Below are 26,923 nucleotides of genomic sequence, written 5' to 3'. Positions count from 1 at the left end.
TGCGCCTCTCCCGCATCGGCCTGCTTCAATCGATCGGCTTCAATCGGCCGCGATCAGCCGATCGATTCGATGATTGCCTTGAACGCGCGCCATTCGGTCGCGGCCCATACTTCGGCGTGCGAGCGTCCGAGCGTGCGCAGGATCGCCGACACCTTGAACGCCGTCTCGATGTCCGGCGCGGAAAACACGTCGAGATAATCGTATGGCCCGAGGATCGCGTAGCTGTGCCGCCATTCGATGCCCGGGCACGCTTCCTCGATTTCCTTGACCGCGCGTTTCTCGAGCGTCTCCATGCTCGACGGCGATTTCAGTCCCTCCGGAGACAAACGCGTCAACAGTACGAAGTCCGGCATAGTCGTCTCCTTGCACGCTCATCGATACGTTCAAGCATTGCGCATCGGATCGGGCATCCATTGATTACGATCAAGGTCCGGACGTGTCCGCGCATCATGCGTCGTCCCTTCCGGGGGCCCATCCGTCCGTCAAGTCTTGACTGACGAAAGCAAGCCGAGATCGCGCAGCTCGCGGTACGACAGCTCGCGCTTGCGTGCACCGTACACGCCGCGCCGTCCGTAAATGTGCTCGAGGTCGAAGCGGTCCGACGCATCGACGACGCGGCCCAGCACCGCGTCGAACACGGTCTCGTGCTCGTGCGCATGACGCGCGCCCGTATCGGCGGCTTCTCGGCGCGGAAACGGCAGATAGTCGAGTTCGACCAGATACCATGCGGGTCCGATCTTGTGCGCCTGCGTGTGCGCGGACACCGGACGCATCCGCGCGTGCAGTTCCTCCACACGGCGCGCTTCGCGTTCCTTCTCGCGCTGCACGCGCGACGCGAGCGCGGCGTTGCGCATCAGCGTGCCGAGCTCCGGATGGACGTAGAACGCGCAGTTCGCGTCCTCGAGCGCGACGACGACGCCGTGCGCGGCGTGGACGCGAACGCGCCCGTGCTTCGACGACGTATGCGTCGCCACGAGGTCGGCCGGAACGTCGGGCTGCTCGGGGAAGCGGTGCGCGAGTTCCGCGCGCACCGAAGCCCATTCGGCGCCGACGCGCGCGGACAGGAACGCCCGCAGCGCCCGCTGGCGCGGCGGCTTGCCGGGCGCCTGCCCGCGGGCGGCGGGAGGCGTTGCCGGCGGTCCGGCGGACATGGTCCGAAAGTTGCGGTTCACCTTGACCATGACGATTCGCCTGCCTGTTCCCGACGATGACTGAGTTTGTCGCAATCGCAAATGCATTCGTGCGGCGCGGGCGCGGTGCGCTTGCGTCCGCCCCACTCGCGCCGCATTCGAATGCGCGGATTCACTGGCGCATGTCGTCGCCGTCCGGCTCCTCGCGCTCCAGTATCTCGACCACGCGTGCGGTCCGGCCATGCGGTTCGCGATCGAGGCGGAACTGCAGGCGTTCGTCGGATCTGAACCACGTGTATGCATCGAGCACCTCGGTGCTCGTCGGTTCGATTTCGAGGATCTTCGCGATGACGTCGTCTTCGATCGGCCCGACGATGTCGCGAATTTCGGTCGCACTGGCGGGGTGCGATGCGGAATTGAGCTTCATGGACATGGCTTTTCTCCCGTTCCGGTTGAGGTCGCTCGTTTCGCTCCGGGTCGACGCATCGCGTCAACCCTTGATGCAGACGATCGGCACGAGCCGCGCGACCTTGCGCGCGAGCCCGGCCTCAGCGGCCGCGTCGACGACCGCGCCGACATCCTTGTACGCGCCCGGCGCCTCCTCGGCGACGCCGCGGTCCGACGGGCTGCGGATCAGGATGCCGCGGCTCGCGAGCTCGTCGACGAGCGCCCGGCCGCGCCAGCGCCGTGCGGCCGCGAAGCGGCTCATGCTGCGGCCCGCGCCGTGGCACGCGGAGCCGAACGCGCGTTCGCCGCCCGCCGCATCCGCGCCGGCGAGGATGTACGACGCTGTTCCCATGCTACCGCCGATCAGCACCGGCTGGCCGGCGTCGCGCAGCGCGTCGGGCAGCGCCGGATGGCCGGGTCCGAACGCGCGCGTCGCGCCCTTGCGATGGACGTAGAGCTGCCGGCGGCGACCGTCGATCACGTGCTCTTCGACCTTGCACGTGTTGTGCGACACGTCGTAAAGCAGGGTCAGTTGCGCGGCCGGCAGCACCTTCTCGAAGACTTCCCGGGTCAGATGCGTGAGGATCTGCCGGTTCGCGAGCGCGCAGTTGATCGCCGCGCGCATCGCGCCCAGATAGCGCTCGCCGAGATCCGACAGAATCGGCGCGCACGCGAGCTCGCGGTCGGGCAGCGCGATGCCGTGGCTTTTCGCGGCGATCACCATCTCCTTCAGGAATTCGGTGCCGATCTGGTGTCCGAGCCCGCGCGATCCGCAGTGGATCGTCACGACGACCTGCCCGCGCTGCAGTCCGTAGCGCTGCGCGCACGCCGGATCGTAGATGTCGGCGATCTCCTGCACTTCGAGATAGTGGTTGCCGGAGCCGAGCGTGCCCATCTCGTCGCGCTGGCGCTTCTTCGCGAGCGCCGACACCGCGGACGGCTTCGCGTGCCGCATCACGCCGCCCTCCTCGATGCGCTCGAGATCGAGCGGCGTCCCGTAGCCCTGCTTGACGGCCCACGCGGCGCCGCCCGTCAGCATGTCGTCCGTTTTCGCGGCCGACAGTCTGAGCCGCCCGGTGCTGCCGACGCCCGCCGGGATGTGCGTGAACAGCGCGTCGGCGAGCTTTCCTTTCACTGCGTCGATGTCCTCGCGCGCAAGCCCCGTATGCAACGTGCGCACGCCGCACGAGATGTCGAAACCGACCCCGCCCGCCGAGATCACGCCGCCCGCGTGCGCATCGAACGCCGCGACGCCGCCGATCGGGAAGCCGTATCCCCAGTGCGCGTCCGGCATCGCGAACGACGCGGCGACGATGCCCGGCAGCGTCGCGACGTTGCAGACCTGTTCGTACACCTTCTGGTCCATGTCGCCGATCAGCTTGCGGTCCGCATAGACGATGCCGGGCACGCGCATGCCGCCCGTCGGCGGAATGCGCCATTCGAACTCGCCGTGCTGCTCCAGCCGAGTCAGGTCCATCGGCAGGCTCCGTTCAGACGTCGACGACGCATTCCGCGATCCACGCGCCGTCGTCGAGCCGGTCCACGCGCAGCGCCGTGTAGGTCGCGCCCTTCGGCTCGACGGCCGGACGATGCCGCGCGACATCGACCGGCTCGCCCGCGATGTGCGCGCGCAGGCCGTCGTCGGCGAGCGTCACGTCGAAATGGCTGAAGAGCATCTTGCGTACCGCCATTTCGTAGACGATTGCGTTGAGCCAGTCGACGAGCAGCAGCTCGCGGTCGGTCTCCGCGCAGGCGAGCTCGAACGCGCGCAGCGGCCGCACCGACGCGGGATTCGCGACGATCGCCGTCAGCGCGAGCGCGGCCTGCTCGTAGGCCTGCGCGAGCGTCTCGCCGACGCCGCGCACGCCGATATCCGCGCCATGCTGGAAATGTTCCCAAAGTGCGGTCACTTCGCTTCGCTCCTCGATCGGCGCGCAATGCCGAATGTTCGCCGGCTCGCCGCATCGATCGCATGCGAAACTAGCCTAGGTGTTGCGCCCGGATGGGCTTTGACCTGCGTCAATCGCCGCCCCGTGGCCGCATTCAGAATCGAACCGCGACGACGGATCGTCGACCGGGAGGCCATCTTGCAGCCGCGCGAGCCGAACATCGAGACCCCGCTGCCGCCTGCGTTCGCTAGCCGGCCGGCGCATGTCGACCGCGCGGCGATGCGACGGGCCGGCGCGCCGTCGATTGCGGTGCGATTCGTCGTCGCGTCGGGCGTGATGACGCGACGAAGCATCGACACTCGCCGTTGGCCCGCGTTCGGCCGCAGCGAATGCCGTGCGGAGGCTCGTCGACCGCCGGGGCGCGCGTTGCGTTCGACCGATCGGAGTCCAGACGCCGAAGCCGAAGCCGCAGTCGTCATCGAAGCCAAGGCCGAAGCCGACATCGAAGTCGCACGCGGCCCGTCCGGCGCCTCGCCTTCTTTTGCGTTTGCGTTCGCGAGATGCGCGCGACCGCGACGCCGCGACGCAAACGCATCGCCGAGCCGCCACGATGATTGCCGATGATCCGCCAGGCCTGACGAGTACCCAAGCCGCGCAGCGCCTCGCGCAATTCGGCGCGAACGAAGTCGCCGAGCCGCGCGTGCCGCTGTCGCGACGCATCGTCGCGCACTTCTGGGCGCCGATCCCGTGGATGCTCGAAGCGGCGATCGTGCTGCAGTTGATCATCGGCGAGCGGCTCGAGGCGACCATCATCGGTGCGCTCCTGATCTTCAACGTCGCGCTCAGCCTGTTTCAGGAAGCGCGCGCGGCCGGCGTGCTGGACGTACTGAAGGCGCGGCTCGCGCCGGCCGCGTCGGTCAGGCGCGACGGCCGATGGACCCGCGTCCCGGCCGCGTCGATCGTGCCCGGCGATGCCGTGAAGCTGACGCTCGGCGCCATCGTGCCGGCCGACGTCCGGATCATCAGCGGCGCCGTGCTGCTCGACCAGTCGACGCTCACCGGCGAATCGGCGCCCGTCGAAGCGGCGGCGCGCGCGCCCGCCTACGCGGGCGGGCTCGTGCGCCAGGGCGCCGCGGTCGCCGAAGTGACGGCCACCGGCGCGCGCACCTACTTCGGCCGCACCGCCGAGCTCGTGCGGATCGCGGGCAGCGACAGCAGCGAGCAGCGCGCGATCGTCGCGGCCGTGCGCAATCTCGCGGCGGTGAACGCCGCGATCGTCGTCGCGCTCGTGCTGTACGCGCACGCGGCCGACATGCCGCTGCCGCGCATTCTGCCGCTCGTGCTGACGGCGATTCTCGCTTCGATTCCCGTCGCGCTGCCGGCGACTTTCACGCTTGCCGCCGCGCTCGGCGCGCAGCGTCTCGCGCGCGGCGGCGTCTTGCTGACGCGCCTGTCGGCGCTGCACGAGGCGGCGGCCGTCGACGTGCTTTGCGTCGACAAGACCGGCACGCTGACTGCGAATGCGGTGCGCGTCGACGCGGTGCGCGCGGTGTCGCCGAACGCGAGCGAGGACGACGTGCTCGCCTACGCGGCGCTCGCGAGCGCCGAAGGATCGGCGGACGCCGTCGACGCGGCGATCCGGCGCGCGAGCGCGGAGCGGCCGTCGCCGGCGCTCGCGGGCGCGCGCGTCGTGCGCTTCACGCCGTTCGACCCGGGCCGGCGGATTGCCGACGCGTGCGTGGATGTCGGCGACGGGCGAACGCTGCGCGTGCTGAAGGGTGCGCCCGCGGCGGTCGCCGCCGCCGCCGGCGCGCAGGTCGACACCGCCTCGGTCGACGCGCTCGCGCAAAGCGGCCTGCGCGTGCTCGCCGTCGCGGCCGGACGCGACGGCGGCCCCGTCGAGATCGTCGGCTACGTGGGCCTAGGCGATCCGCCGCGCGCCGATTCCGCGCCGCTCGTCGCGCAATTGCGCACGATGGGCGTGCGCCCGGTGATGGTCACGGGCGACACGGCGGCGACGGCGCGCGTCGTCGCACGCGCAGTCGGGCTCGGCGCCGGCGTCGCGACGCCGGCGAACGTGAACCGGTCACGGCGTCCGCCGAACGACGTCGACGTCTACGCGGAAGTGCTGCCGGAAGACAAGTTCCATCTGGTGAAGGCGTTCCAGGACGACGGGCACGTCGTCGCGATGTGCGGCGACGGCGTCAACGACGCGCCCGCGCTGCGGCAAGCGCAGGCCGGCGTTGCGGTGTCGACCGCGACCGACGTCGCAAAGAAGGCGGCCGCGATCGTGCTGACGAAGCCGGGGCTCGACGGCATCGTCGCCGCGATCGTCGAGGGTCGCTGCGCGTTCGAGCGCCTGACGACGTATGCGCTGAACGCGCTCGCGAAGAAAATCCATCTCGTGCTGTTCCTGGCGGCGGGCGTCCTGATGACGGGGCACGCGCTCTTGACGCCGATGCTGATGGCGCTGCTCCTCATCACCGGCGACTTCATCACGATGGCGTTGACGACCGATCGCGTGACGCCGTCCGCGTCGCCCGACGCGTGGCGGATGCGGCGGATCACGCTGGCCGCCGCGGCGATCGGCCTGTGCCAATGCGCGTTCGGCTCGGCGGTGATGGCGGTCGCGCATTTCCGCTATGCACTGCCCGTCGACGCGCTGCGCAGCCTCGCGTTCGTCACGCTCGTGTTCGACAGCCAGGCGGTCGTCTACGTGATCCGTGATCGCCGGCGATTGCAGCGGGCACGGCCGGGGTCGCTGCTCTTCGCCTCTTCGCTCGTCGACGTCGCGCTCGCCGTCGTACTGACGACGAGCGGCACGCTGATGGCGCCGCTCGCGCCACGGATCATCGCGGCGGTGCTGGTCGCGACGATCGGGTTCGCGATCGCGCTGGAGCTGCTCAAGGGGGTTGCGCTCGGATGGCTCGATCGCGCAGCGTCGCACGCGAGCCATGCAAGCGGCGCGCCCGGCGGGCGGACGCGACCGGGCGCGCATCGGCCGTCTTGACGTCGGCGTGCTTGTGCACATGCGCCGCGGCATCACACGGTGGGAATGGATCACGCATGACACACACGTTGCTTCCATCGCCCGTTGGGCAACGCATGTCGACGCCGGCGCTCGCAGTCCCCGCTTTCCGTCCGGCGCGCGACCAATCCGTCCGGCCTCGCCCGTTCACGCGGCGATCGAACCCGCCGCGCCCTCACCTGTTCGCTTCGCCCTCGTCGTTCCCCGCGCGCCTGAAGCAAATCCTGCGCCGGCGCTGCAGATACGGCCAATCGACCTTCGCGAACGCGTAGACGAGCGCGAGAAACGCGAGCTGCGACACCGCGAAGTAGATGCCGAAATACGCGCCGCCGAGATTCGTTTCCGGCTCGACGTAGTCGTGCGTGAACTGGCCGAGCGACGCCCAGAGCGTGTAGCTCGCGAGCCGCCCGAAGAAGAACGGCACGCCGATCAGGCGCAGCGGCAGACCGGTCAGGCCATATGCGATGAACAGATGGTTCGACGGCAGCGGACTGAACGCGTAGGCGAGCAGCACCCATGCGGTGACGCGCCGCCGCTTCTCGATCCACGCCTTCGCGACGTCGACGTTGCGGCGGTCCGCGTCGCTCATCAGGCGTCCGCGGACGAGCGCGCGCGACGCCTTCGCGAGCATCAGCCGGCCGATCGTCGCCGCGGTCGCCGCGACGATTGCCATCAGCAGCGGATCGTCGTCTGGCCGGCTGAAGCCGAGCCAGGACATCGCCATCCACGTCGGCGGCGCGAACGCCGGCGCGAGGTTCAACAGCAGGATCGTGACGAACAGCGCGATAACGGCTGACATGGACGTGATTCCTCGGATCGGTTCCGAAACGCCGCGGGCCCGGACGCGCGCCGTCAGCGCGCGAGCAGCGGCACGAGGCCGAACAGCGACGCCAGCTTGGGGATCGCAAGCAGCAACAGCAGCCCGCACGCGGCGAGCGCGAGCACCGCCCACAGATACCGGTTGCCCGCGAAAGGCGTCTGCGCGCGCGTGCCGCCCGCGAGCGCCCGGACGACGAAGATCAGGCCGACGTTGGCGGCGACGAGCGCGGCGAACGCGCAGGTGCGTGCGAACGCCGGATCGCCGTTGCGCTCGAGCAGCAGCGCGTACAGGCCGACGACGACGGCCGCCGCGAGCGCGCCCGCCACCGCGCCCTGCATGACGAGCGGCGACGACCACAGCCGCACGTGCTGCGGCCGCGGCGGCACGCGCATCGCGTCGGCGCGGGCGGGCTCGTTCTCGAACACGAGCGAGCACGCCGGATCGATCACGAGCTGCAGCGACACGATGTGCAGCGGCGCGAGCATCGCGGGCCAGCCGAGCAGCGCGGGCACCATCACCGCGGCGATCATCGGGAGATGGACGGCGACCGTATAGCCGAGCGCCTGCATCAGGTTCGCGTAGATGCGCCGGCCCTGGCGGATCGCCGACACGATCGGCGTGAAATCGTCGCGCAGCAGCACGAGCGCGGCGACCTCGCGCGCGACCTCGGCGCCGTGCAGCCCCATCGCGATGCCGACGTGCGCGGCCTTCAGCGCGGGCGCGTCGTTGACGCCGTCGCCCGTCATCGCGACGACCCGCCCGCCGCGCTCGAGCGCGGCGACGAGGCGCAGCTTCTGGTCCGGCCGCACGCGCGCGAACACGTCGACGCGCTCGACGGCCTCGTCGAGCGCCGCGTCGTTCATCGCGGCGAGCTCGTCGCCCGTGACGACCGCATGGGCGTCGATGCCGACTTCGCCCGCGACCGCGCGCGCGGTCGACGGATAATCGCCCGTGATCATCACGACGCGGATGCCGGCCGCGCGGCAGGTCGCGATTGCGTCGGCCACTTCGGCGCGCACCGTGTCGATCAATCCGACGAGGCCGACGAAACGGAAGTCGAAGTCATGCTGCCGCGCGGGCCACTCGCCGCGCGCGTGCGCGGCCCGCGCGACGCCGAGCACGCGCAGCCCGCGCGCGGCCATCCGCTCGGCCTGCGCGAGCAGCGCGCGCGCCGTCGCGTCGTCGAGATGGCACAGCGAAAAGATCGCCTCGGGCGCGCCCTTGCACGCGACCGGGCAATGTTCGAGCCGCGGCGCGCGCCACACGTGCGACATCGCGGGCAGCTCCGGCGTCAGCGCGTATTCCTGGACGAGCGACCAGTCGTCGTGCAGATGCTCGGTGTCCGCCAGGCATTGCCGGCCCGCGCGCTGAAACGCGCGTTCCATCGGATCGACGGGCTCGATCTCGCTCGCGAGCACCAGATATTCGAGCAGTTCGTGAAATGGCTCGCCGATGTCGACCGCGTCGTCGCCGAGCGTCCATCGCTCGCCGTTCGCGAACAGCGCGCGCACCGTCATCCGGTTCTGTGTCAGCGTGCCCGTCTTGTCGACGCACAGCACCGACGTCTGCCCGAGCGCCTCGATCGCGCTCATGCGCCGCGTCAGCATCCCTTCGTCGGCGATGCGGCGTGCGCCGAGCGCCATGAACACGGTCATCACGACCGGAATTTCCTCGGGAAAGATGCCCATCGCGAGCGTGATCCCCGCGAGCACGCCGGGCAGCCAATCGCCCGAGCGCCAGCGATAGACGGCGACGAGCGCGATGCACAGCCCGAGCGCGACGAGCGCGATCCGGTTCGCGAGCGCTCGCGCGTCGCGCTGCAGCGGCGACGGCGCGCTCGCGATGCCGGTCAGCGACTTGCCGATCCGGCCGAGCGCCGTGCGCGGCCCGGTGTCGGTGACGATCATCCGCCCCTGCCCGCGCACGACCATCGAGCCGAAGTAAAGGCGGCACGCGGTTTCGTCGGGTGTCGGCGCGTCGGGCCGCGCGGCGGCCTTGTCGACCGGCACCGACTCGCCCGTCAGCAGCGATTCGTCGGTGCTCAGCTCGTGCGCGTCGACGAGCCAGCCGTCGGCCGGCACGCGCGCGCCTTCGGCGATCCACAGCAGGTCGCCCGGCACGAGCTCGGTCGCCGAGACGAGCCGTCGCTCGCCGTCGCGCATCACGTCGGCGCGCGGCGCGGACAGCGCGCGAAGCGCGGCGAGCACGCCCGCCGTGCGCTGGCTCTGCACGATCGTCAGCGCGGCGATCGCGGCGACGAACGCGAGCAGCGTCAGCGCGTCCGGCAACTCGCCGAGCGCCAGATAGACGGCGCCCGCGCCGAGCAGCAGGAGCAGCATCGGCTCGCGCAGCACGTCGACCGACGTGCGCCACCAGCCGTGCCGGCCGCCCGCATCGACCGCGTTCGGGCCGAAGCGCGCGCGCAGCTCGGCTGCCTGCGCGCTCGACAGGCCGCCGGGCGGCGTGCGGCGCCACGCGTCGCCGGCCGGCTCGGCCGCATCGGGCATGCCGGCGCGCGCGCGATGCGCGGCCGGATCCGTGCTCATGCGAACGCGGCCTGGCGCGCGCTGGCCGGCCGGCACGTCGGCGCCGGCCGGGCGCCGCTCATGGCTGACGCTTGCCGGGGCATGGGTTGCAGATCTGCGCCGCGCTGCGGCGATCGGGTTCGGCCCAGCGGAAATCGACGTGGACGCCGCCGCGCGCGGGCACGCGCACGCTGCGGCGCTGCTCGGCGCCGCCGTAGTGCGCGTCGATCCGGTACTGCCCGGCCGGCAGCCGCGCGTACAGGAACGGGCCTGTCGTGTGGACGATCAGCACGGGCTGCGCCGATGCGGCGCGAATCGTGACGTCGACGTCGGACAGGTATTCGCCGTTACGCGACGCGAACATGACGCGCAGGTTGTATTTCGGCGCGGCCGCGCGGAACGCGTCGACTTCGTCCTGCCCGACGCCGCCCGTCAGATAGGCGATGCCGTTTTGCGTGGCGGGTTCGAGCGTTTCGCTCGCGACGGCCGCCGAGCCGAATGCGGCGAAGGCGACGACGGTTGCGACGACGCGCATCGCTCGATGAACAGTGTTTCGCATGGCGGTTCCTCCATTTGGACGGCGAAGATGCACACGTCCGTTCGGCGCGCACTGTTTCGCTGGTCAAAAGAATGCGGTTCGCTGGTGATTGCCGGGTTGATGCAGGTCAAGGGGGTCGCAAGCGCGGTTGCGCCGGCGTGATGCGCATCGGCGCCGGGTTCGCGGGTCGCCGGCCTTCGTCTGCGAGGATCGCGCGGATCGCAGAAACCATCTGCGGCGCGCTTGCATCGCATTCGTTTGGCGCTCGGCCCGTCGTTGAGCGCCCACGCCACGCGCGGGATCGTCTCATTCACCGCCTTCGTCGATCGTGACGATAGGCGACTCGAATGTCCGCACCGGCATGCGGGCCGGCAGCGACGCATATCTATTAAGTCGCCGAAACAAATCTCGCGCGTATTGACCGACGCGTCGATCGGCGTTGCCCGTTGTTCAATACATGCGCTCGCAGGCCGCCGCGTCGATCGTTCGGACGACGAGCGACCTCCGAAGCTTCGTGCTTTTCGCCAAGGAATCCGCGTGCTATCAAAGCAGGATTCGCTGCGAATCGCGTGCGTTCCGGCGTGCGCTCCGCGGCGAATACGCACGGTATGAAAAGAACGGTCGCATCGGTTCGAAAACTGTATCGGCACATTGGCGTGCCTGAAATGCGGCCGGATCCTGAACGATCCCGATCGCCGTTTCGCGAAGCTCCGCCGATCCGCCGACCGGCAAATCGAGGCGTCCGTGTGCGTCGCGTTGCAGTCGCGCGCGTGCGGCTTGCCGCGCTCCACCCGTGAACGATCGTCCGGGATGTGTGTCGAGCGCGTACGATGCACTCGCGCATCGCGTTCGATACCGCCGCTGCATGCCGATCGCTTGCGCAGTCGCAATGGCCTTCGTGGCGCCGCGACGCCGGCCCGCCGATCACGCGAGGCGGCTTCGCGCAGCGGCTTCGGCCGAGCGGCACGGGCGCCGTCCTGACCAATGCGCGCGTCGTCGCGGGCCGTTCGCGGCGGGCGGATGCGCATCGCACAAACGACATGCGGCATGCAACGCCCGACGCGCTTCCGCGATCGACTGCAAATCGTCAAGAGGAGATCGAACGAACAATGTCCAAATATGTATTGGGTCACTCCCCCATAGAACTTCGCCGACTGGACTTCCAGTCGGAGATGCTGAAGCCGATCACGCGGCGTCTGCTCGAATCCGCGCGCCTTCGGCCTTCGATGCGCGTGCTCGACATCGGCTGCGGGACAGGCGGCGTCAGCATGCTGGCGGCCGAGATGGTCGGCCCGACCGGCACCGTCGTCGCGATCGACCAGAGCGACATCGCGATCGACGCGGCGACCGCCAACGCGGAGCGCGCGAGGCTGCACAACATCCGCTTTCGCGCATGCGGTCTCGATCAGGTCGAGGGCGTGCACAGCTTCGACGTCGTGATCGCCCGATGCGTGCTGATGCATCAGTTGCACGTCGCGGAGTTCATCCGCCACGCGGCGCGCTTCGTGAAGCCGGGCGGATTCATCGCGTTCCACGAGCCCGACTTCCTCCGCAAGCCGATGTCGATGCCGCCCATCAACCTGTGGGACTCGGTTGCGATGGAAATTCTCGATCGCTGCAAGCGGATGTTCCCGTCATTCGACGTCGCGCACCGGATGGTCAAGCTGTTCGCGACCGCGGGGCTGCCGCTGCCGAAGATGTCATACGAGATTCCGGTCGACGGAGGAACGGCCACGAAGCTCAGTTCGTGGCATGCGGAAATCCTGCGGGCGCTGTCCACCGATCCCGAATGGACGCTGCTCGGCGGCGGCAAGCGGATCGAGTTCGACCGGCTGAGCGGGGATCTGCAGTGCGAAATCTACGAATCTCGCGCTCAGGTCGAATCCTTCGGGCAGATGTGCGCGTGGGCGCAACTATAGACGCGCGCGCCGCCAAAGGGCCGGCGCTGCGCGCGCCGGGCGCCCGATCCGCCGCATCGGTCCGGCCGGACGCCCCGTGTCACGGCTTCGCGCGGCCGGAACGATCGATGCGGATCGCGAGCGCGCTCGGCTATTTCGCGGAGGTCGACGTCGCGCACGCGTTGCAGCCGCACGCGGACGTGCCGGCGGGCGCCGCGGGCGACTGATTGGTCCACTGACCGTTCCAGCCGCCCTGCGCCGCGCAGACGGTCGGACACACGGCCTGCGCGCCGCGATAGTCGGCGATCGGCAGCGCGGTGTCGACATCGCAGCCGCACGGATAGCCGGTGCGCGCGCTCTGCGCGATCGGCCCGCTCATCGATGCGAGCCAGTTGCGCGACTGCGCATCGATCTTGAACATCACCGGCTCGCGCGCATCGATCAGCGCGACCATCTTCCGATAGAGCGGATAGCGCTGCGCGAGCGTCTGCAATACGCTGCGCCGCGCGGAGAACAGATACTGCGGCACCCCGCTCCGGTCCGGTCCGACGCTTTGCACCATCGTCGACGACGCGGCGATCACGTTCGCGAGCTGCACGGCGAGCGTGCGCGTGCCGCGCGCGTGCGTCGTCGTGTTCACGCCGATCACGTCCGCATAGAAGAGCGGCGGCTGCGGCTCGTCCGACAGCGGCAGAAACTTGAAGTCGAGATTCTGCCGCGCCGCTTCGCTCATCGCGGACATCGATTCCGAATAGCCGATCACCGCGCGTCCGTCGCCGTCGCTGAACCACGTCGATCGGTCGTATTGGCCGGGCAGCTCCGCGGTCGCGTTCAGCCAGCTCGACATCGCCATCAGCGAGCGCAGGCTCGCGACCGCCTCGCCGTTCAGGTCGTTCGCGCTCCACGGCAGCGGCAGCGGATACGCGCCCGTGCGGCTGTGCGCGGCGTCGAGATACAGCGCGGCGTTCGTCGTCCGCCCTGACATGTCGATCATCAGCCCGCGCTTGTCGGGCGGAATCTCGCTCGTGAACGTGCACTGCTTGAGCGCGCTGCGCACTTGCGTGAGCGTCGTCGCGGCCGCGAGCGCCGCGTCGTCCTTCCGGTAGAACAGCACGTTCGCGCAGCCGAGCTGCGGGATGCTGTAGTAACGGTCGCCCGCCTTCACGCCGTTTATCGCGTACGGCAGGAAATCGCCGATGTTCTGGATCTCGTTCGCCGCGAGCGGCTCGAGCCAGTTCTGGCTGCGGAAGTAATCGAAGAAGATCGCGTCGTACACGTAGACGTCGGCGTTCTCGGGCGGATTGTTCCGGTAGCCGCCGTCCCATTCGTCGGCGGACACGAATTGCAGCGCGACGGTCGGCTGCACTTTCTTCCATTCGGTCTCGATCGCGGATTTGAACTGGTCGACGCGCGGCACCCACGGATACAGCGCGACCGTCAGTTGCTGGACGGCGGCCGCGCCGCCCGCGTGGGACGGCGCGGCGACCAGGAAGCCCAGGACGATCGTGATACAGCACAAGAGGCGACGCATGATGAATCCTTGTCGAATGAGTCGTGTGCGTGAATGCGCTTCGGCGCCGCGAGCGGCGGAAGCGTCAATGCCATAGCGCGTGGAAATGATGGACGGGCCCGTGTCCGCGGCCGACGTCGAGCTTGCCGGACGCGGCGAGCGCGTCGCTCAGGTACGCTTTCGCGCGGCACACGCTGTCCTCGACCGAATGGCTCGGCAGCAGCGCGGCGATCGCCGCCGACAGCGTGCAGCCGGTGCCGTGGTCGTTCTTCGTCGCGACGCGCGGCGCGGACAGCTCGACCGTCGCCGCCGCCGGGCCGCGCAGCACGTCGACGCTGCGCTCGCCCGCCAGATGACCGCCCTTCAGCAGCACCCAGCGCGGGCCGAGCGCGTGCAGCTCGGCCGCCGCCGCATGCATCTCGTCCAGCGTGCGCGGCTCGCTTCGATCGAGCAGCACGCCCGCTTCCGGCAGATTCGGCGTGATCAGCGTCGAGATCGGCACGAGCCTGTCGCGAATCGCGTCGACCGCGTCCGGATCGAGCAGCCGGTCGCCGCTTTTCGCGACCATCACCGGATCGAGCACGATCGGCGCGGCGCGATGCCTGACGAGCGCGGCGGCGACCACCTCCGCGATCGCCGCCGTCGCGATCATGCCGATCTTGACCGCGTGCACGGCGACGTCGTCGAACACCGCGTCGATCTGGTCGGCGACGAACGCCGGATCGAGCGCGCGGAAGCTGCGCACGCCGGTCGTGTTCTGCGCGACGACCGCGGTGATCGCCGACATCCCATACGCGCGCATCGCGGAAAATGCCTTGAGATCGGCCTGAATGCCCGCGCCGCCCGTCGGGTCGGTGCCAGCGATCGTCAGTACGTTCGCGATCATGTTCCCTCGTGATTCATCTTTTTTAATGGATATTCGAGCGATGCGGCGCCCGCCGGCGGACCGCATCGCGCGCTCATGCGATCGGCCGCACGGGCGACGCTCGCGTGCTTTCCCGTTCCCGCGCGGCCTTCGGTTGGCGCTTGGGCGCGGCAGTGGCGTTCGATCCCCCGCGCACGACAGGGCGAACGCCGCGCCGCGCGCGCCCGCCGCTTCAGCGCTGCGGCTTCGTCGCCTTGAACAGCACGAACGGCTTGCTGCCTTCGGCGTGCGCATACGCGCCGGGAGCGCCGCCCGCTTCCGCCGCGCTGAAGCCGAGCTCCGTCGTCGCGGCGAGCGCGAAGCCCGCCTCTTCGAGCGTGCGGTGGTACGTCGAGATGTCCCAGTGCGTGTCGACGACGCCGAACACGCCCTCGCCGGGCACGTCGAGGTACACCGGACGCGTGTCGCCGTCGCGATAGACGGCGCCCGGCTCGCCGTTGCGGAACGTCGGGAACTGCACGCCGGTCGTGCGCGGGTTCGTATCGAGGATGTAGTACGTGCCGCCCGGTTTCAGCACGCGCAGCACCTCGGCGGCGACGCGCGCGAGCTCCGCGCGCTCCGGGATGTTGACGAACAGGAAGCAGCTGATCGCCGCGTCGAAGCTCGCGTCGGCGAACGGCAGCGACGGCCCGTCGATGTGCGCGAACTGCAAACCCGCGTCGGCGCCGGCCGCGTTCGCGTTGTCGATCATCGTCGTCGCGATGTCGACGCCCGTCACGTGCGCGACGCCCGCCGCCCTCAGCCGCCGCGACACCTTGCCGCCGCCGCAGCCGTAGTCGAGCACGCGGATCGCCGTGCCGTGCGCGCCCGTCAGCTCGGCGATGAGCGGCCGGTAGCCGAAGCGGTCCTCGATCCGGTCGTCGTATGCGTCGAAGCGCTGCGAAACCTGCTGTTCGGTCCAGTCGGTCTTCATCGATATCCTTGATCCTTGTCCGTTATTGAAGCGACGCGGAGGCCATGTCCCAGCGGTTCAGGAGATAGGCGCGATGGAACGGGCCGACGAACGCGAGCGCGTCGTCGGGCGGCGGATTGCCGGACTTGATCTCGCGATAGATCCAGAACAGGCCGAGCACGTCGCGCCAGTACGGGTCGAGATCGACGTCGTGCAGCGCGGCGAGCGACATCCGCCCGGCGCGGATCCGGCTTTCGTGGTCGAGCACGCGCCGGATCGTCGCGGGGCCGGTGCCCGCCGGCATCCGCGGCGGCGCTTCTGCCGTGACGATCGCCGCTTCGGCGTCGTCGAGGAGCGCCTGCACGCGCGGCAGGTTGTCGTCGTACACGTGGATCGAGCCGACGTGGTGCGAATACGTGCCGACCTCGCATCCGAGCCGCGACGCGACGTACTCCTGGAGGAACGTGAACGAGAAGACGTCGTTCAGGAGCCCGATATACGCGTCGTTCGCGCGCATGAAGGCCACCGTGTGCAGCCGGCCGTCGCGCAGCAGCAACTGCAAGCCGAGCGTGCACGACACATCGATGTTGCGCCGGTACAGATCTTCGTCGGCGCTGAAGATCTGCAGCACGACGCGCTTGCTCTCGGCGTCGTCGCGCGACAGGATGTCGACCGCGCGCTCGATCTGATCGAGCGACCGCTCGCCGTAATGCAGCAGCCGCGCGCCGTAGCCGGTGCCGGGCAGATGCTTGCCGTCGGGGCTGTAGCGCGCCATCGAAGGCGCGTAGTGCTCGATGAACTCGAGATCGTTGCGGCCGGACAGATACCACAGCGCCTCGGCGTAGTTGAAGACGACGTTCTGCTTGCGCGCGGCGTGCCGGCAGAAGCGCGCGCGCGGATCGTCGATCCGTGCGCCGTAGCCGATGATTTCGCGCTCCGCGTGCCCGCGCGGCGCGCTCCGGTATTCGTACGCGCCGCAGACGTCCCTGAGCGTGGCGAGATAGAGCTCGCTGAGACCCGGATAGCGCAGCATGTCAGCCCCTCGCGTCGAAGCGGCCGATCGCGGCTTCGATCGAGGCCGGGTCGATCCGGCCTTCGCTGTATTCGACGCGCTCGATGCGCGTGATCTCGTCGAGCCCGCGCACGAGGTACGCGTATTCCCTGCCGGCTTCGAGCAGCAGCACGATCGGCTTGCCGAGCGCGGACGCCCAGCCGAGCTCGATGTGCGTGCCGGGCGACGCGGGCGCGCCCGGGAACGCGACGAAGTAGTCGCACAGGCTGATCTGCTCGTAGTCCGTCTTCGTGCACACGGCGGGCGTCATGAACTCGCGCCCCCAGTGCTCGCGCCGGTGCGCGCAGTGCACATCCCAGCCGCGATCCTCGAAATGATCGATCACGCGGCGAAACAGGTTGATGCTGTCTTCCGGCATGACGCCGGTGTGCTTGTCGACCAGGGATTTGAACGGTCCGCCCAAGAACATACGCTTCATCGGCTGTTTTCCTTTTGGTTGGAATGACAGATGGCGTGCGCTCGCAGCGCCACGCGCGTGACGTGGTCTGCGAGGACGCCCGGGAATTCGAGCACGCCGTCCGGCACGCGGACCCAGCGGCAGTCCGCCGCGTCGTCGCCCGGCCGCAACGCGCCCTCGACGTAGCGGCACGGCATCGCAACCAGCACGTAGTGGTGGTGCTGGCCGCCCGGATCGAAGCCGATCACCTCGACGACGTCGATCGGCTCGCCGACCGCCGCGCGCACGCCGGTCTCCTCGAACAGCTCGCGCGCGGCCGCGTCGTGCAGGCTCTCGCCCGGCTCGACCGAGCCGCCGGGAAAACCCCACGTGCCCTTCTGCGGCTCCTTGCCGCGCTGGACGAGGATCACGTCGTCGCCGCGAAACGTGACGGCGATCACCGCGACGCGCGGTGTCGCGAGCGCCGCCGGTTCACGTGGCGCGGCGCCGGCGCTTTTCGGGTCAGTCATCGTTGATGCTCCGCATCTTCGCCCCCTCTCTGCGCGCGCTTTCGTTCGGCCCGACGCGCAAATCGGCGGCAGTTGGCCGCCTCTATGATTAATAAAGAAACAATCCGGACGAATTCGCCCGGATTTTGCGAGCATATATTTTCGCGTCGCGATTCAGCGGCCTCTCCGTTTTCGGAAATTTCGCAGAGCGCTTAGCCTAACACAACCCTATCGATTCGCTCGAATGCGATTTGCTTAACGAAATTGACGGTCTTCGCATATTCGCCTTCATTCAGCGATTATTGCGCCAACCGATTGACAAATGAAACGGGGCGTTGCTATACCTATTAATCAATGCCGATACAGCGCGTCGTTCGGCGAAGCGCCGCTGCACGGGCCCGGCCGGAGCCGGCAGGCCGCTCGGCGGCGTCTCGCCGCACGCCCGGACGCAATCGCCGCATCCGGCTCCGCATCAGCTTGCATTTGCCGTAATCCGTAACGTTGTTCCACTCCGTACCGTCATCCGGTACGGAACATCTCATCGTCACGCGACCGAAACATAAAAAGGTGATCGATTATGCAAACGCATCCGATCGGGCTGTCCAGCGAATACGAAGCGCAGCGCTATTCAAACGAGCGCAATATTCTGCGTTCTGAAATTATCTACGGCGACGGCTTTCAAAGCCCGGGCGGCATCGAAGGATTCAGGACGATGCTCGCCGACAAAATGTCGATCGAGCCCGGCATGCATCTGCTCGACATCGGCTCCGGCCTCGGCGGCGCCGCATTCCATCTCGCGAGCCGCTTCGACGTGACGGTCGTCGGGCTCGATACCGCGCCGCGAATGACGGAACTCGCGACCGCCCGGCAGCCGGCGCTCGATCCGCGGCGGCGCGTGCGCTTCGTCAACGCCGACATCCACGACGAAGCGCTCGCCGGCGAGCGCTTCGACATCGTCTATTCGCGCGACGTGCTGATGTACGAGCACGACAAGCCGTCGCTGTTCTCGCGCTGCCACGCGCTGCTCGCGCCGCAAGGCCGTCTGTACGTGACCGACTTCTGCCGCGGCCGCTCGTCGCTCGAGTTCGACGCTTACACGTCGGTGTCCGGCTACGACCTGAAGACGATCGACGATTACGCGCGCATCGTCGCGGACGCCGGCTTCGATGTCGTGGCCGCGCGCGACGTCAGCGACGACGCGCACCGCCAGTTGATCGACGACCTGCATCGCTACGAGGCGCGCGTCGCGGCGCGCGATCCGTCGATCGACACGCTCGACGCCGAGCACATCGTCGAGCGCTGGCAGCGCAAGATACGCTTCGTCGAGGAAGGATGCCTGCTGCAGGGGCTCTTCATCGCGCAGCGCCGATAGTCCGCCCGCACGACGTGCATTCCGAAGGAGCCGACATGCTGACGTCGCATTCCGATCATCTGCAGATCGACTGGGAATCCGGCCGGTCGAGCCGCTATCACTGGGTATGGCTGCGCCAGGCTTGCGAGTGCGCAGACTGCTTCAACGGCTACTGCCGGCAACGCCACTTCGATCCGGGCACGATTCCGCCCGGCATCCGGCCCGAGCGCGTGTCGCTCGACGCGCATGGGCTGCGGATCGTCTGGCAGGACGCGCACGTCAGCACGTACGCGCTCGACTGGCTCGAGCGCAACGACTACCGCGATGCCGCCCCCGCCGCCGGGCGACAGGCGGCGCGGCCGCGCTGGACGCCCTGGCCCGAGCGCGGCGCGCCGTCGTCGAGCCATTTCGGCATCGCCGACGTGCTGGAAAGCGACGCCACGCTGCGGCGCGCGCTGAATCAGCTGTTCGAATTCGGCATCGTCGCGCTGAAGGCGGGCGACGGCGCGGCGGCGCCGTTCGACGAAGTCCGCGAGCGGCTCGCCGGCTTTCTCGACCCATCGTACTTCGGCGACTTCTTCGATCTCGAAGTGAAGGCGGACGACGCGACCGACAGCGTGTCGTTCAGCACGAAGGCATTGCCGCTGCACACCGACATCCCGTATTGCTCGCCGCCGCCCGATTATCAGTTCCTCTACGGTCTCGACGTCGATCCGCGCTGCGCGCGCGAGCAGGTCGGCTGCACGCGCTTCGTCGACGGCTGGGCGGTCCTGTCCGAGTTGCGCGACGCGTCGCCGGACATGTTCGAGCGGCTCGCGCACACGCGCGTCGTCTACCGCGCCGACTATCCGAATGCGCGCAAGCGCTACGAGCATCGGACGCCGATCGTCCGGCTGCGGCCGGACGGCTCCGTCGAGCGCCTCGTCAACAATCCGACGAAGATGTTCTTCGACGGCATCGGCTTCGACGATCTGATGCCGTTCTTCCGCGCATATCACGCGTTCAAGGCGCGCCTCGTCGCGACGATGCGATCGTATCTGCATGTGTGGTCGCAAGGCGACATGGTCGTGTGGGACAACCGGCGGATCTTTCACGGACGCGGCGATTTCGGCGCGCCCGGTTTCGCGCGAACGCTGCGCGGCGGGTATTTCAAGGAAGGCGAGCTGCGGGCGCGGGAGGCCTTTCTCGCCGAGGCCGAGCTGCGCGCGGCGGGTTGAGCGCGCGGCATTCGAGGCGCTCGACCGCTGCGCCTGCAAGCGCTCTCCGATTCGCCCCCACGACCGCGCAGTCGTTGTCGACCGCGCGGTCGACGCACCTTCATCCGGCCTCGACGAGAGGCGAATACCGTGAAACCGTCATTCAGCACAATGCCCCGACGCATTGCGACGACGCAGAGGACATGCGCAGGCTTGTCGTCAACGCAACGTTTCCATGGCCAAGAGCATGGCCATGGCGATCATCAAGCCTCCGCCCGCGATATTAATCAGTTTGAGTCCCTTCTCGTTGAAGAACGCGCGTGATCTCACCGCATGTGCGGTGGCTACCCACGCTGAATCGATCAACAAACCCAGGCCGATGGGCACGAGCGAAAAGAACAGCAGCGATTCCACTGGACTTTCGACCCCTCTGTTCAGAAAGCTCGGCACGATCGTACCGAACATGATCAGGGCTTTCGGATTGGTGACGCCGACGATGACGCCGGCGACCAATGTCTGCTTGCGTTTGTCGGTCGCCCGGACTTCCGCGGCCGGCAACGGTCTGGAAAACAGGTATTGGATTCCGATGGCAAGCAGGACGGCGGCGCCGAGCAAACGAATACCTGTCAGGACGTTGTCGGCGCGCATCAGCAAGGTGCCGATTCCCAGCGCGACAATCACGGCGACGCAGTAGGTTCCTATCGCGTTGCCGATGACCCCGCGCATCGCGCTACGCCGCCCCGCCGTCATCGCTTGGCCGACAAGAAACATGATGCTTGGGCCGGGAACGGCGATCAGCACCGCAGAGGTCAATACGAGCCCGAGCAGACCGTCGAGCGCAGTGATATTTCCAGACATGGAGCAGCCCTCATTCTCGACCTTGAGCCGTCGCTGGACAGTCGGCGTCCGTCGCTTTCCGATGCCGTTCGTCGTCAGGCGTATCAATGGTCAAACGTTCGGCTCGACCCAATCGATCGGCGACGACCATGGGCTCATGCCGATTTCAGTTGATCGGCGATGAGCCGGCGGCGGCTGACCAGGCAGATTGGCGGATAAATATGGGAGTCTATCTAGTGGCGGACCCGGTACGCAATCCGGAACGGTTCACGAGCAAAGCCAGCGTTGGCTGAATTCGAAGCGCCTCAGCCACTTCTTCTTCGCTCATCAAGGGATAGCATGCGTCCACGAACTCGTCGAGCACGGGCAACATGCTGCGGCGTTCATCCAGATTCAGCGCACATGCGCACGCATTGAACGCGACGTTCTTGTATTGGTCGAGGTTGGTTTCCTCGTCGACATAATCGTCGATATCCCAGCGGCCGATGAGGCTTTCCTGCATATGGAAGGAATCCACTTCCACGCCCCCCCGATAGACATGAAACACCGGATGGATGTACGCGCTGCGGGAAGTATCGAAATGATCGGCGGGTAGCGTGAAATAGTGAGTCGGCAATTCGCCGTCGCCATATCGGCTGAATCCATATTCGAAAACGATTTCGAGCCTCGTCTGCTTCCTGCCCCAGCGCTCGAGGTTATATGCTCGCGGGAATGCGGGCCACACGCGCGCCCGGACCACGCCGTCGTCGCCGCCTGGCTCGAACGTCACCGCGCATCCGAAGTAGCCGAACAGCTCGAACAACGGCATGCTCGTGCTGACGAGCTCGACGAGAAATTCTGAAAGATGAACGAGCTGATCGGACGGGTGCGCCAACGGAACGTCGCATTCGAACACCGGCTCGAGCGCCATGCCATGATGCTTTTCCGCGACGATGCTCCCGAGCGCCTGAATGTTGCATCGGAAGCCATGAACGAAGCCGGAAGCGGCATCCGGATCGTTGACGCGCATTGGAGCGCCGAGAAAATAGAGGCCCGGGACGTTGACCGACTCCCAACTCGACGTCAGCAGGCAATATTTTCCCTTCTCGTCAATGGCCGGCCGTACGGTTTCCCTGTCGAAGACTTCGGACAGCGTGTAGTTGAAGCCGCAGCATACGATCACGTCGTCCACGATGCCGGTTCGCTTCATCCATCTCGGAGGGGACCAGTGAGGGCAAGGCGTCTCGTAGCGGACCAGCAAACGGCCTTCGTGCTTGCCGCGGGTGATTCGCCCGACTTCGACGATGCGATCGCTCACGACATTGTTGTTGGATTTGAGCTGCATCAGATCGAACACGTCGGAGACCTGCGCCCGCAAGTCATGCACGTTGTGCGTCTGCCGGGCGAACATCGGCAGAGACCGTGTGACAACGCGGGTCTCCGCCGTGATATCGACGAGATGATGCGCAATCTCGAACGCCGAATTGCCGCGACCCAAAATAATGACGATCTTGTTCCGGTAGCGCCGCGCCGCGGTATCGGGCTCGAAGTCTCCGTAGAACGTGCAGGTCTCGGTATTGAGCCCCTTGATATCCGGAACGATCGGCTCCGACCTGCCGGTGGCGCAAAAAACACGATCCGCGGTGATGCTATGCGCATTCGATATGCCGAGGACGAAGCGCCCGCCTTCGCGCGCGATGCGCTGCACACGCGCACGCGTTCGAATGTGCGCCGACAACCCTTTCTTCTCCGCGACGTATTTCAAATACTCCTTGTAAATTCTTGCGGACGGCCAATGTTCCGACGTCCATTCCGTGAATCGCAGCTTGGGATCGGTTGCGACGTCATCGGCGCTGATGGTGCTCAATGTGTGCCAGTCGTATCGCATCCGGTACGTGTGGTGATTGCCGGGAACGTATCGTTTGTTTAGCGAAATAAGCTGCCCGCATACCGGAAATCGGTCCCATTGCCCACCGACGGTCTCGTTCGCTTCGAGCAAGAGGTACTCGATTCCCCGTCTCTCGAATTCGAGAGCCATGTTGATTCCTGCGGGGCCACCGCCAATGATCACGTTGGAATGATGTTGCATGTGGCACTCTCCTCGTTCTCATCGTTGCGGATCGAGAGGGGCTTCGATCAAGCCTTTTCATTCGGCAAGGCCGAATGCGTTGCGCGGATGCGGCTCCCGCACAGTCGAATGCGCCAAATTTCCTGCGCACTTGCGCAGTCATTCGGCCCGGGTTCGATCGAGACCGCGTTTATGAATGACCGATCGATCTTCTCGCCGGCCTTCGCGCCCCAAACGCGCGTCCGAATTCGATTCGCAAGATCGATGGCCGTCAGCCGCCGCACGCCCTCGTCGCCCTCGTCGCCCGACTCGCGCGCACCTCGGGGCCGTGCCTCGCGCGATACGCCTTGAGCAATGTCTGCGATCCTGCCGTCGATATGCTCCCGGCGCGCGCCCCTCGGAAAGTGCGGCGCAATCCGCATCGCGAACGGCCTCCCGTGAACGCGCGAACCCACGGCACGTTCGGCGACCGCCGAGCCGTCGCGGCGACAATCGAGTCAACTCAGAATCGAAAGCAATTCGTCAGGATAAGCGGGCGACGATTCATCATATCAATATAGGTAAAAGCGCGCATCAGTGTGAACCAGCACTTGCATTGCAGCAGCGCCTTCGCCTTCCGCCAATCGCCCGATCTCGCCGCATCGGCCGCCGCAAACGCGATCCGTCAAACGGGATACGTGAGGCAGGCGGCGCCGACCGCCACCGCCGCGCAGGCGGCGAAGCGCCGCCCGCTCGGCTTCTCGCCGAGCCACGCCCAGCCGATCAACACCGAAAATACGATGCTCGTCTCGCGAAGCGCGGCGATCGGACCGACCGGACCGCGCGACAGCGCGTCGACGACCGCCGCGTAGCTGATGAGCGAGATCAGCCCGCCCGCCGCGGATTTCAGCATTTCGCCGCGCGTGAAGCCGCCGCTCAAACGGCGGCCGAACAGGAAGAACACGGCCGGCATCGCGATGCCGTAGGCGATGAAGATCCATGCCGCGTACGCGAGCGGATCGCCCGCGATGCGCGAGCCGACGCCGTCGACCGTCACATAGCCGCCGATGAAGAGCGCGGTGACGAGCGCGGCGGCGAACGAGCGCAGATGAATCCGCGACCGGCCGAGCGTGAGGCTCGCGATGCCGCCCGATACGAGCGCGACGCCCGCGAGCGACGCGCCGCCCAGGCGCTGGCCCGCCCACGCGTAGCCGCCCAGCGTGACGAGCAGCGGCACCGTGCCGCGGACGACCGGATAGACCTGGCTGAGCGCCGCGCCCTGATACGCGTACGCGAGAAACACGCTGTAGCCGACCTGCAGCGCGGCGGACGCCGCCAGATACGGCCAGCTCGCGCGCGCGGGCAGCGGCAGCAGCGCCGCGCAGACGGCGGCCGCGGCGGTCGTCGCGAAGCTCATCATGGTGATGCTCCACAGACGGTCCGCGCCGCTTCTCAGCAACGCGTTCCACGTCGCGTGCAGGATCGCCGCGAACAGGACGAGCGCGATGACGGACGGCGTCATCGGCGCGGGTCGAGCGGAACGGGAAACATGGGAGGCGCGGCCGAGGCGCGGCGACCGGCGAGCTTCGGACAAGACATGGCGGACCTCATTCCTACGCCGGCATTACCCGGATCAGGTTTAGGGGTCGTTCCTTGCGCGGAACCTCTCAGCCGATCGTCCGGCTCCCCCTGATGGCCCGGCTATTATCGATAAGAACCCGGCGGCGGGCAAGCCGATGCGGGCGGTTCGATTGCGGAATGCGGGGCCCCCTCGGCCGGCGCGAAGGAGCGGCTGGCCGGAGCGGTTCGCAACGTCCGCCGTCGCGATGCCGGGGCGACGCGATGCCGCGAAGCGCGGCGCAAGCCGCTCACGATCGGCGAGCAATACGATTGGTTCGGCACATCGATCGTGACGCGCCACTCGTCATATCGTCCGGATCACGAATCATTTGCGCGGCATCGATCGGCGCTGCGCGACACAAACCGGCAATCGGTCGATTTTTCCAGCCGTTCGAGCGATGCTTGCGCCGCATCGAATGGCAAACCCGGAATTTCGTCGCGCAATCGGTCATAGCGACTCGATATCAGAAAGCAAGCATGCGCCGACTCTGCGCCCGCTCACATCCCGTTCATATTGCGTTGCGGCGAGCGCACTCGAACGCATCGCGAACGGCGTGACGAGATCCGGCCCGCGCCATGCGCCGGACAAGGCCCGAGCGCCCACGGGCGCACCGTGCTTCGCGATGCAAATCCGTCATCTCGATCCGCCGGAAATCGAATCTCCACTCGCCGCCCTCCTGAATCGACGCCGCGCGTGTCGCTGATCCAAGTCAATTCGGAGCCCTGAACCCGGTGCCTTAATACATTCAATATCCGTCGAGGGGTTTCATCATGGAGCATTCCGCCAGGCAGTTGTTCCATCCGCCGGCACCGCTCCCCGCGACGACGCCCGCGTCGCAGCGGGCGATCGCGCCGCGCCGGCTTCCGTTCACGCTGCTGATCGAGCTGACCGACGATCCGCTCGCCGCGGTGAAAGGCGTCGACTTCGTCTACACGGACGTCTGGGTGTCGATGGGCGAGCCCGTGACGGCGTGGGGCGCGCGGATCGCGCTGCTGAAGCCGTATCAGGTCGACACGCGGCTGATGCAGGCGACCGGCAAGCCGCGCACGCGCTTCATGCACTGCCTGCCCGCGTATCACGATCTTGAGACCGACACCGCGCGCGAGGTCCACGCGCACTACGGGCTCACCGAGCTCGAAGTGACCGACGAGGTGTTCGAATCGGAGGCGTCGATCGTGTTCTCGCAGGCAGAGAACCGGATGCACACGATCAAGGCGGTGCTCGTCGCCACGCTCGGCTGACGCCCGGAGGCACGCAATGCGCATTCTGGTGGCGCTGGGCGGCAACGCGCTGTTGCGGCGCGGCGAGCCGCAGACGATCGACAACCAGCTCGCGAACGTGAAGCGCGCGGCCGAGCAGATCGCGCGCGTCGCGGCGGGCAACCAGCTCGTCGTCGCGCACGGCAACGGCCCGCAGGTCGGCCTACTCGCACTGCAGGCGACCGCGGGCAACGGCGCTCCGACGCCGCTCGACGTGCTCGACGCCGAATCGGAGGGAATGATCGGCTACCTGCTCGCGCAGGAGCTCGCGAACCGGCTGCCGCGCGACCGGCGGATCGCGACGCTCCTCACGCGCGTCGAAGTCGACCGGCTCGATCCCGCGTTCGATCGTCCGACGAAGCCGATCGGCCCCGTCTATCCGGAAGCCGACGCGCGGCGGCTCGCGGTCGAGCGCGGCTGGCGGATCGCGCCGGACGGCGCGGGGTTTCGGCATGTCGTCGCGTCGCCGCTGCCGAAACGGATCGTCGAGCTGGAGCCGATCCGCTGGCTGCTCGAACGCGACGCGGTCGTCATCGCGGCGGGCGGCGGCGGGATTCCGGTCGCGCCCGATCCGGACGGCGGGTCGTGGAGCGGCGTCGAGGCGGTGATCGACAAGGACCGTTGCAGCGCGCTCCTCGCCGCGCAGATCGAAGCCGACCTGCTGCTGATCGCGACCGACGTCGATGCGGTCTACGTCGACTGGAACACGCCCGCGAGCCGGCCGTTGCGCGAGATCGACGCGCGCGAGCCGCAGGCGATGTCGTTCGCCGCGGGCTCGATGGGGCCGAAGGTGCAGGCCGCGTGCGAATTCGTACTCGGCACCGGACGCCCGGCCGTGATCGGCGCGCTCGGGCGGATCGTCGAGATGATCGACGGCCGCGCCGGCACGCGCGTCGTGAGCCGGCCCTAGCCGCTTGGGTCACGTAGGTCGCTCCGGTTGCGTCGATCGCGTCGATCGCGTCGCGCCGCCGGCCGTCGTGCGTCAGCGTCAACGGTTCAGCGTCAGCGGCGGCGGCCGCGCGATACCGGCATAATGACCGTCGACGCTCCCCCCTTTTCCCGTCCGCGGCCGCC

24 protein-coding genes, 1 pseudogene and 1 riboswitch are annotated in these 26,923 nt (G+C 67.8%); of the genes and pseudogenes, 7 read left to right on the top strand and 18 right to left on the bottom strand.

Annotation, left to right across the window (positions count from 1 at the left end; translation table 11 throughout):
* Positions 1-53: 53 nt before the first annotated feature.
* From BG90_RS26770 to BG90_RS26750, 5 genes are all read right to left on the bottom strand, one after another.
* Positions 54-353 carry a GYD domain-containing protein gene (locus BG90_RS26770; protein ID WP_010115323.1) on the bottom strand — a complete coding sequence of 100 codons (300 nt, stop codon included), beginning with the start codon at positions 351-353 and terminating at the stop codon, positions 54-56.
* Between the two features lie 129 nt (positions 354-482).
* Positions 483-1,181 carry a hypothetical protein gene (locus tag BG90_RS26765; protein ID WP_010115325.1) on the bottom strand — a complete coding sequence of 233 codons (699 nt, stop codon included), beginning with the start codon at positions 1,179-1,181 and terminating at the stop codon, positions 483-485.
* Between the two features lie 121 nt (positions 1,182-1,302).
* The gene (locus BG90_RS26760; protein WP_010103562.1) at positions 1,303-1,557 is read right to left on the bottom strand and encodes a hypothetical protein; all 255 of its coding nucleotides are present in this window, start codon (positions 1,555-1,557) and stop codon (positions 1,303-1,305) included.
* Between the two features lie 63 nt (positions 1,558-1,620).
* The gene (locus BG90_RS26755) at positions 1,621-3,054 is read right to left on the bottom strand and encodes an RtcB family protein (RefSeq protein WP_010115327.1); all 1,434 of its coding nucleotides are present in this window, start codon (positions 3,052-3,054) and stop codon (positions 1,621-1,623) included.
* Positions 3,055-3,067: 13 nt separating this feature from the next.
* Positions 3,068-3,487, bottom strand: coding sequence for an archease (locus tag BG90_RS26750; RefSeq protein WP_010103567.1), 420 nt, complete (start codon positions 3,485-3,487; stop codon positions 3,068-3,070).
* A gap of 99 nt (positions 3,488-3,586) precedes the next feature.
* Here BG90_RS26750 and BG90_RS26745 point away from each other — a divergent pair, with 99 nt between their 5' ends.
* Both BG90_RS26745 and BG90_RS26740 read left to right on the top strand, forming a co-directional pair.
* Positions 3,587-4,090: a hypothetical protein gene (locus tag BG90_RS26745; protein ID WP_232355221.1), complete on the top strand. Its 504-nt coding sequence runs from the start codon at positions 3,587-3,589 to the stop codon at positions 4,088-4,090.
* Positions 4,077-6,476, top strand: coding sequence for an HAD-IC family P-type ATPase (locus BG90_RS26740; RefSeq protein WP_045568465.1), 2,400 nt, complete (start codon positions 4,077-4,079; stop codon positions 6,474-6,476). The genes BG90_RS26745 and BG90_RS26740 overlap by 14 nt, the downstream gene beginning before the upstream one ends.
* Positions 6,477-6,669: 193 nt before the next feature.
* Here the strand turns inward: BG90_RS26740 and BG90_RS26735 are convergent, their stop codons facing one another.
* Genes BG90_RS26735 through BG90_RS26725 form a run of 3 tightly spaced genes read right to left on the bottom strand, consistent with a single transcriptional unit; the run spans position 6,670 to position 10,398 of the window.
* Positions 6,670-7,293 (bottom strand): hypothetical protein, encoded by a 624-nt coding sequence (locus BG90_RS26735; protein WP_010108942.1) that lies wholly within the window; start codon positions 7,291-7,293, stop codon positions 6,670-6,672.
* Positions 7,294-7,346: 53 nt separating this feature from the next.
* On the bottom strand, positions 7,347-9,860 hold the full coding sequence (locus tag BG90_RS26730; RefSeq protein ID WP_045568464.1) for a cation-translocating P-type ATPase: 2,514 nt from the start codon (positions 9,858-9,860) through the stop codon (positions 7,347-7,349).
* 58 nt (positions 9,861-9,918) lie between these two features.
* A complete protein-coding gene (locus tag BG90_RS26725; protein WP_025990224.1) occupies positions 9,919-10,398 on the bottom strand; it encodes a hypothetical protein in 480 nt (159 codons plus the stop codon).
* A 1,088-nt stretch (positions 10,399-11,486) separates the two neighbouring features.
* Here BG90_RS26725 and BG90_RS26715 point away from each other — a divergent pair.
* Positions 11,487-12,296 carry an SAM-dependent methyltransferase gene (locus BG90_RS26715; protein WP_038801487.1) on the top strand — a complete coding sequence of 270 codons (810 nt, stop codon included), beginning with the start codon at positions 11,487-11,489 and terminating at the stop codon, positions 12,294-12,296.
* A gap of 130 nt (positions 12,297-12,426) precedes the next feature.
* Here the strand turns inward: BG90_RS26715 and bcmE are convergent, their stop codons facing one another.
* From bcmE to BG90_RS26685, 6 genes are all read right to left on the bottom strand, one after another.
* A complete protein-coding gene (gene bcmE / locus BG90_RS26710) occupies positions 12,427-13,806 on the bottom strand; it encodes a thiamine pyridinylase (RefSeq protein ID WP_010108950.1) in 1,380 nt (459 codons plus the stop codon).
* Positions 13,807-13,870: 64 nt separating this feature from the next.
* Positions 13,871-14,671 (bottom strand): bifunctional hydroxymethylpyrimidine kinase/phosphomethylpyrimidine kinase, encoded by an 801-nt coding sequence (thiD, locus tag BG90_RS26705; protein ID WP_010118734.1) that lies wholly within the window; start codon positions 14,669-14,671, stop codon positions 13,871-13,873.
* A 211-nt stretch (positions 14,672-14,882) separates the two neighbouring features.
* Positions 14,883-15,623 carry a class I SAM-dependent methyltransferase gene (locus BG90_RS26700; RefSeq protein ID WP_010108952.1) on the bottom strand — a complete coding sequence of 247 codons (741 nt, stop codon included), beginning with the start codon at positions 15,621-15,623 and terminating at the stop codon, positions 14,883-14,885.
* 22 nt (positions 15,624-15,645) lie between these two features.
* Positions 15,646-16,635, bottom strand: coding sequence for a thymidylate synthase (locus BG90_RS26695; RefSeq protein ID WP_010108953.1), 990 nt, complete (start codon positions 16,633-16,635; stop codon positions 15,646-15,648).
* A 1-nt stretch (position 16,636) separates the two neighbouring features.
* The gene (locus tag BG90_RS26690) at positions 16,637-17,092 is read right to left on the bottom strand and encodes a nucleoside 2-deoxyribosyltransferase (RefSeq protein WP_010108954.1); all 456 of its coding nucleotides are present in this window, start codon (positions 17,090-17,092) and stop codon (positions 16,637-16,639) included.
* Positions 17,089-17,580, bottom strand: a complete 492-nt coding sequence (locus tag BG90_RS26685; protein WP_010108955.1) for an NUDIX hydrolase — start codon at positions 17,578-17,580, stop codon at positions 17,089-17,091. The genes BG90_RS26690 and BG90_RS26685 overlap by 4 nt, the downstream gene beginning before the upstream one ends.
* A 556-nt stretch (positions 17,581-18,136) precedes the next feature.
* Between BG90_RS26685 and BG90_RS26680 the strand changes: the two genes are divergently transcribed.
* Together BG90_RS26680 and BG90_RS26675 are read left to right on the top strand one after the other, a co-directional pair.
* Positions 18,137-18,931 carry a methyltransferase domain-containing protein gene (locus BG90_RS26680; RefSeq protein WP_010118738.1) on the top strand — a complete coding sequence of 265 codons (795 nt, stop codon included), beginning with the start codon at positions 18,137-18,139 and terminating at the stop codon, positions 18,929-18,931.
* A 35-nt stretch (positions 18,932-18,966) separates the two neighbouring features.
* Positions 18,967-20,127, top strand: coding sequence for a TauD/TfdA family dioxygenase (locus BG90_RS26675; protein WP_045568579.1), 1,161 nt, complete (start codon positions 18,967-18,969; stop codon positions 20,125-20,127).
* Between the two features lie 198 nt (positions 20,128-20,325).
* Here BG90_RS26675 and BG90_RS26670 read toward each other — a convergent pair whose 3' ends face one another.
* The 4 genes from BG90_RS26670 to BG90_RS26655 form a co-directional block, all read right to left on the bottom strand.
* Positions 20,326-20,964, bottom strand: coding sequence for a LysE family translocator (locus BG90_RS26670; RefSeq protein WP_010118750.1), 639 nt, complete (start codon positions 20,962-20,964; stop codon positions 20,326-20,328).
* A 208-nt stretch (positions 20,965-21,172) separates the two neighbouring features.
* Positions 21,173-23,011 (bottom strand): NAD(P)-binding domain-containing protein, encoded by a 1,839-nt coding sequence (locus tag BG90_RS26665; protein ID WP_081469930.1) that lies wholly within the window; start codon positions 23,009-23,011, stop codon positions 21,173-21,175.
* 47 nt (positions 23,012-23,058) lie between these two features.
* Positions 23,059-23,412, bottom strand: coding sequence for a hypothetical protein (locus BG90_RS26660; RefSeq protein WP_025990226.1), 354 nt, complete (start codon positions 23,410-23,412; stop codon positions 23,059-23,061).
* 242 nt (positions 23,413-23,654) lie between these two features.
* The gene (locus tag BG90_RS26655) at positions 23,655-24,491 is read right to left on the bottom strand and encodes a DMT family transporter (RefSeq protein WP_010118753.1); all 837 of its coding nucleotides are present in this window, start codon (positions 24,489-24,491) and stop codon (positions 23,655-23,657) included.
* A gap of 71 nt (positions 24,492-24,562) precedes the next feature.
* Positions 24,563-24,669: riboswitch (TPP riboswitch) on the bottom strand.
* Between the two features lie 799 nt (positions 24,670-25,468).
* Between BG90_RS26655 and BG90_RS26650 the strand changes: the two are divergent.
* Positions 25,469-25,831, top strand: a pseudogene (locus BG90_RS26650) (Rossmann-fold NAD(P)-binding domain-containing protein); the annotation flags it as partial.
* A gap of 16 nt (positions 25,832-25,847) precedes the next feature.
* Entirely contained in the window at positions 25,848-26,759 is a 912-nt protein-coding gene (gene arcC / locus BG90_RS26645; RefSeq protein WP_010118757.1) for a carbamate kinase, read from the top strand.
* The last annotated feature ends 164 nt before the right edge of the window (positions 26,760-26,923 follow it).

The sequence above is a fragment of the Burkholderia oklahomensis C6786 genome (assembly GCF_000959365.1).
Lineage (GTDB): Bacteria > Pseudomonadota > Gammaproteobacteria > Burkholderiales > Burkholderiaceae > Burkholderia > Burkholderia oklahomensis.
The sequence above is the reverse complement of the archived record's forward strand: the minus strand, read 5'-3'. Positions and strand labels throughout refer to the sequence as shown.

Bases quoted from the DNA above. Each gene is read 5' to 3' on its own strand.
- BG90_RS26770 (WP_010115323.1), bottom strand. From the start codon at position 353: ATGCCGGACTTCGTACTGTTGACGCGTTTGTCTCCGGAGGGACTGAAA.
- BG90_RS26765 (WP_010115325.1), bottom strand. From the start codon at position 1,181: ATGGTCAAGGTGAACCGCAACTTTCGGACCATGTCCGCCGGACCGCCG.
- BG90_RS26760 (WP_010103562.1), bottom strand. From the start codon at position 1,557: ATGAAGCTCAATTCCGCATCGCACCCCGCCAGTGCGACCGAAATTCGC.
- BG90_RS26755 (WP_010115327.1), bottom strand. From the start codon at position 3,054: ATGGACCTGACTCGGCTGGAGCAGCACGGCGAGTTCGAATGGCGCATT.
- BG90_RS26740 (WP_045568465.1), top strand. From the start codon at position 4,077: ATGATTGCCGATGATCCGCCAGGCCTGACGAGTACCCAAGCCGCGCAG.
- BG90_RS26735 (WP_010108942.1), bottom strand. From the start codon at position 7,293: ATGTCAGCCGTTATCGCGCTGTTCGTCACGATCCTGCTGTTGAACCTC.
- BG90_RS26730 (WP_045568464.1), bottom strand. From the start codon at position 9,860: ATGAGCACGGATCCGGCCGCGCATCGCGCGCGCGCCGGCATGCCCGAT.
- BG90_RS26725 (WP_025990224.1), bottom strand. From the start codon at position 10,398: ATGCGAAACACTGTTCATCGAGCGATGCGCGTCGTCGCAACCGTCGTC.
- BG90_RS26715 (WP_038801487.1), top strand. From the start codon at position 11,487: ATGTCCAAATATGTATTGGGTCACTCCCCCATAGAACTTCGCCGACTG.
- bcmE (WP_010108950.1), bottom strand. From the start codon at position 13,806: ATGCGTCGCCTCTTGTGCTGTATCACGATCGTCCTGGGCTTCCTGGTC.
- thiD (WP_010118734.1), bottom strand. From the start codon at position 14,671: ATGATCGCGAACGTACTGACGATCGCTGGCACCGACCCGACGGGCGGC.
- BG90_RS26700 (WP_010108952.1), bottom strand. From the start codon at position 15,623: ATGAAGACCGACTGGACCGAACAGCAGGTTTCGCAGCGCTTCGACGCA.
- BG90_RS26695 (WP_010108953.1), bottom strand. From the start codon at position 16,635: ATGCTGCGCTATCCGGGTCTCAGCGAGCTCTATCTCGCCACGCTCAGG.
- BG90_RS26690 (WP_010108954.1), bottom strand. From the start codon at position 17,092: ATGAAGCGTATGTTCTTGGGCGGACCGTTCAAATCCCTGGTCGACAAG.
- BG90_RS26685 (WP_010108955.1), bottom strand. From the start codon at position 17,580: ATGACTGACCCGAAAAGCGCCGGCGCCGCGCCACGTGAACCGGCGGCG.
- BG90_RS26680 (WP_010118738.1), top strand. From the start codon at position 18,137: ATGCAAACGCATCCGATCGGGCTGTCCAGCGAATACGAAGCGCAGCGC.
- BG90_RS26675 (WP_045568579.1), top strand. From the start codon at position 18,967: ATGCTGACGTCGCATTCCGATCATCTGCAGATCGACTGGGAATCCGGC.
- BG90_RS26670 (WP_010118750.1), bottom strand. From the start codon at position 20,964: ATGTCTGGAAATATCACTGCGCTCGACGGTCTGCTCGGGCTCGTATTG.
- BG90_RS26665 (WP_081469930.1), bottom strand. From the start codon at position 23,011: ATGCAACATCATTCCAACGTGATCATTGGCGGTGGCCCCGCAGGAATC.
- BG90_RS26660 (WP_025990226.1), bottom strand. From the start codon at position 23,412: ATGCGGATTGCGCCGCACTTTCCGAGGGGCGCGCGCCGGGAGCATATC.
- BG90_RS26655 (WP_010118753.1), bottom strand. From the start codon at position 24,491: ATGACGCCGTCCGTCATCGCGCTCGTCCTGTTCGCGGCGATCCTGCAC.
- arcC (WP_010118757.1), top strand. From the start codon at position 25,848: ATGCGCATTCTGGTGGCGCTGGGCGGCAACGCGCTGTTGCGGCGCGGC.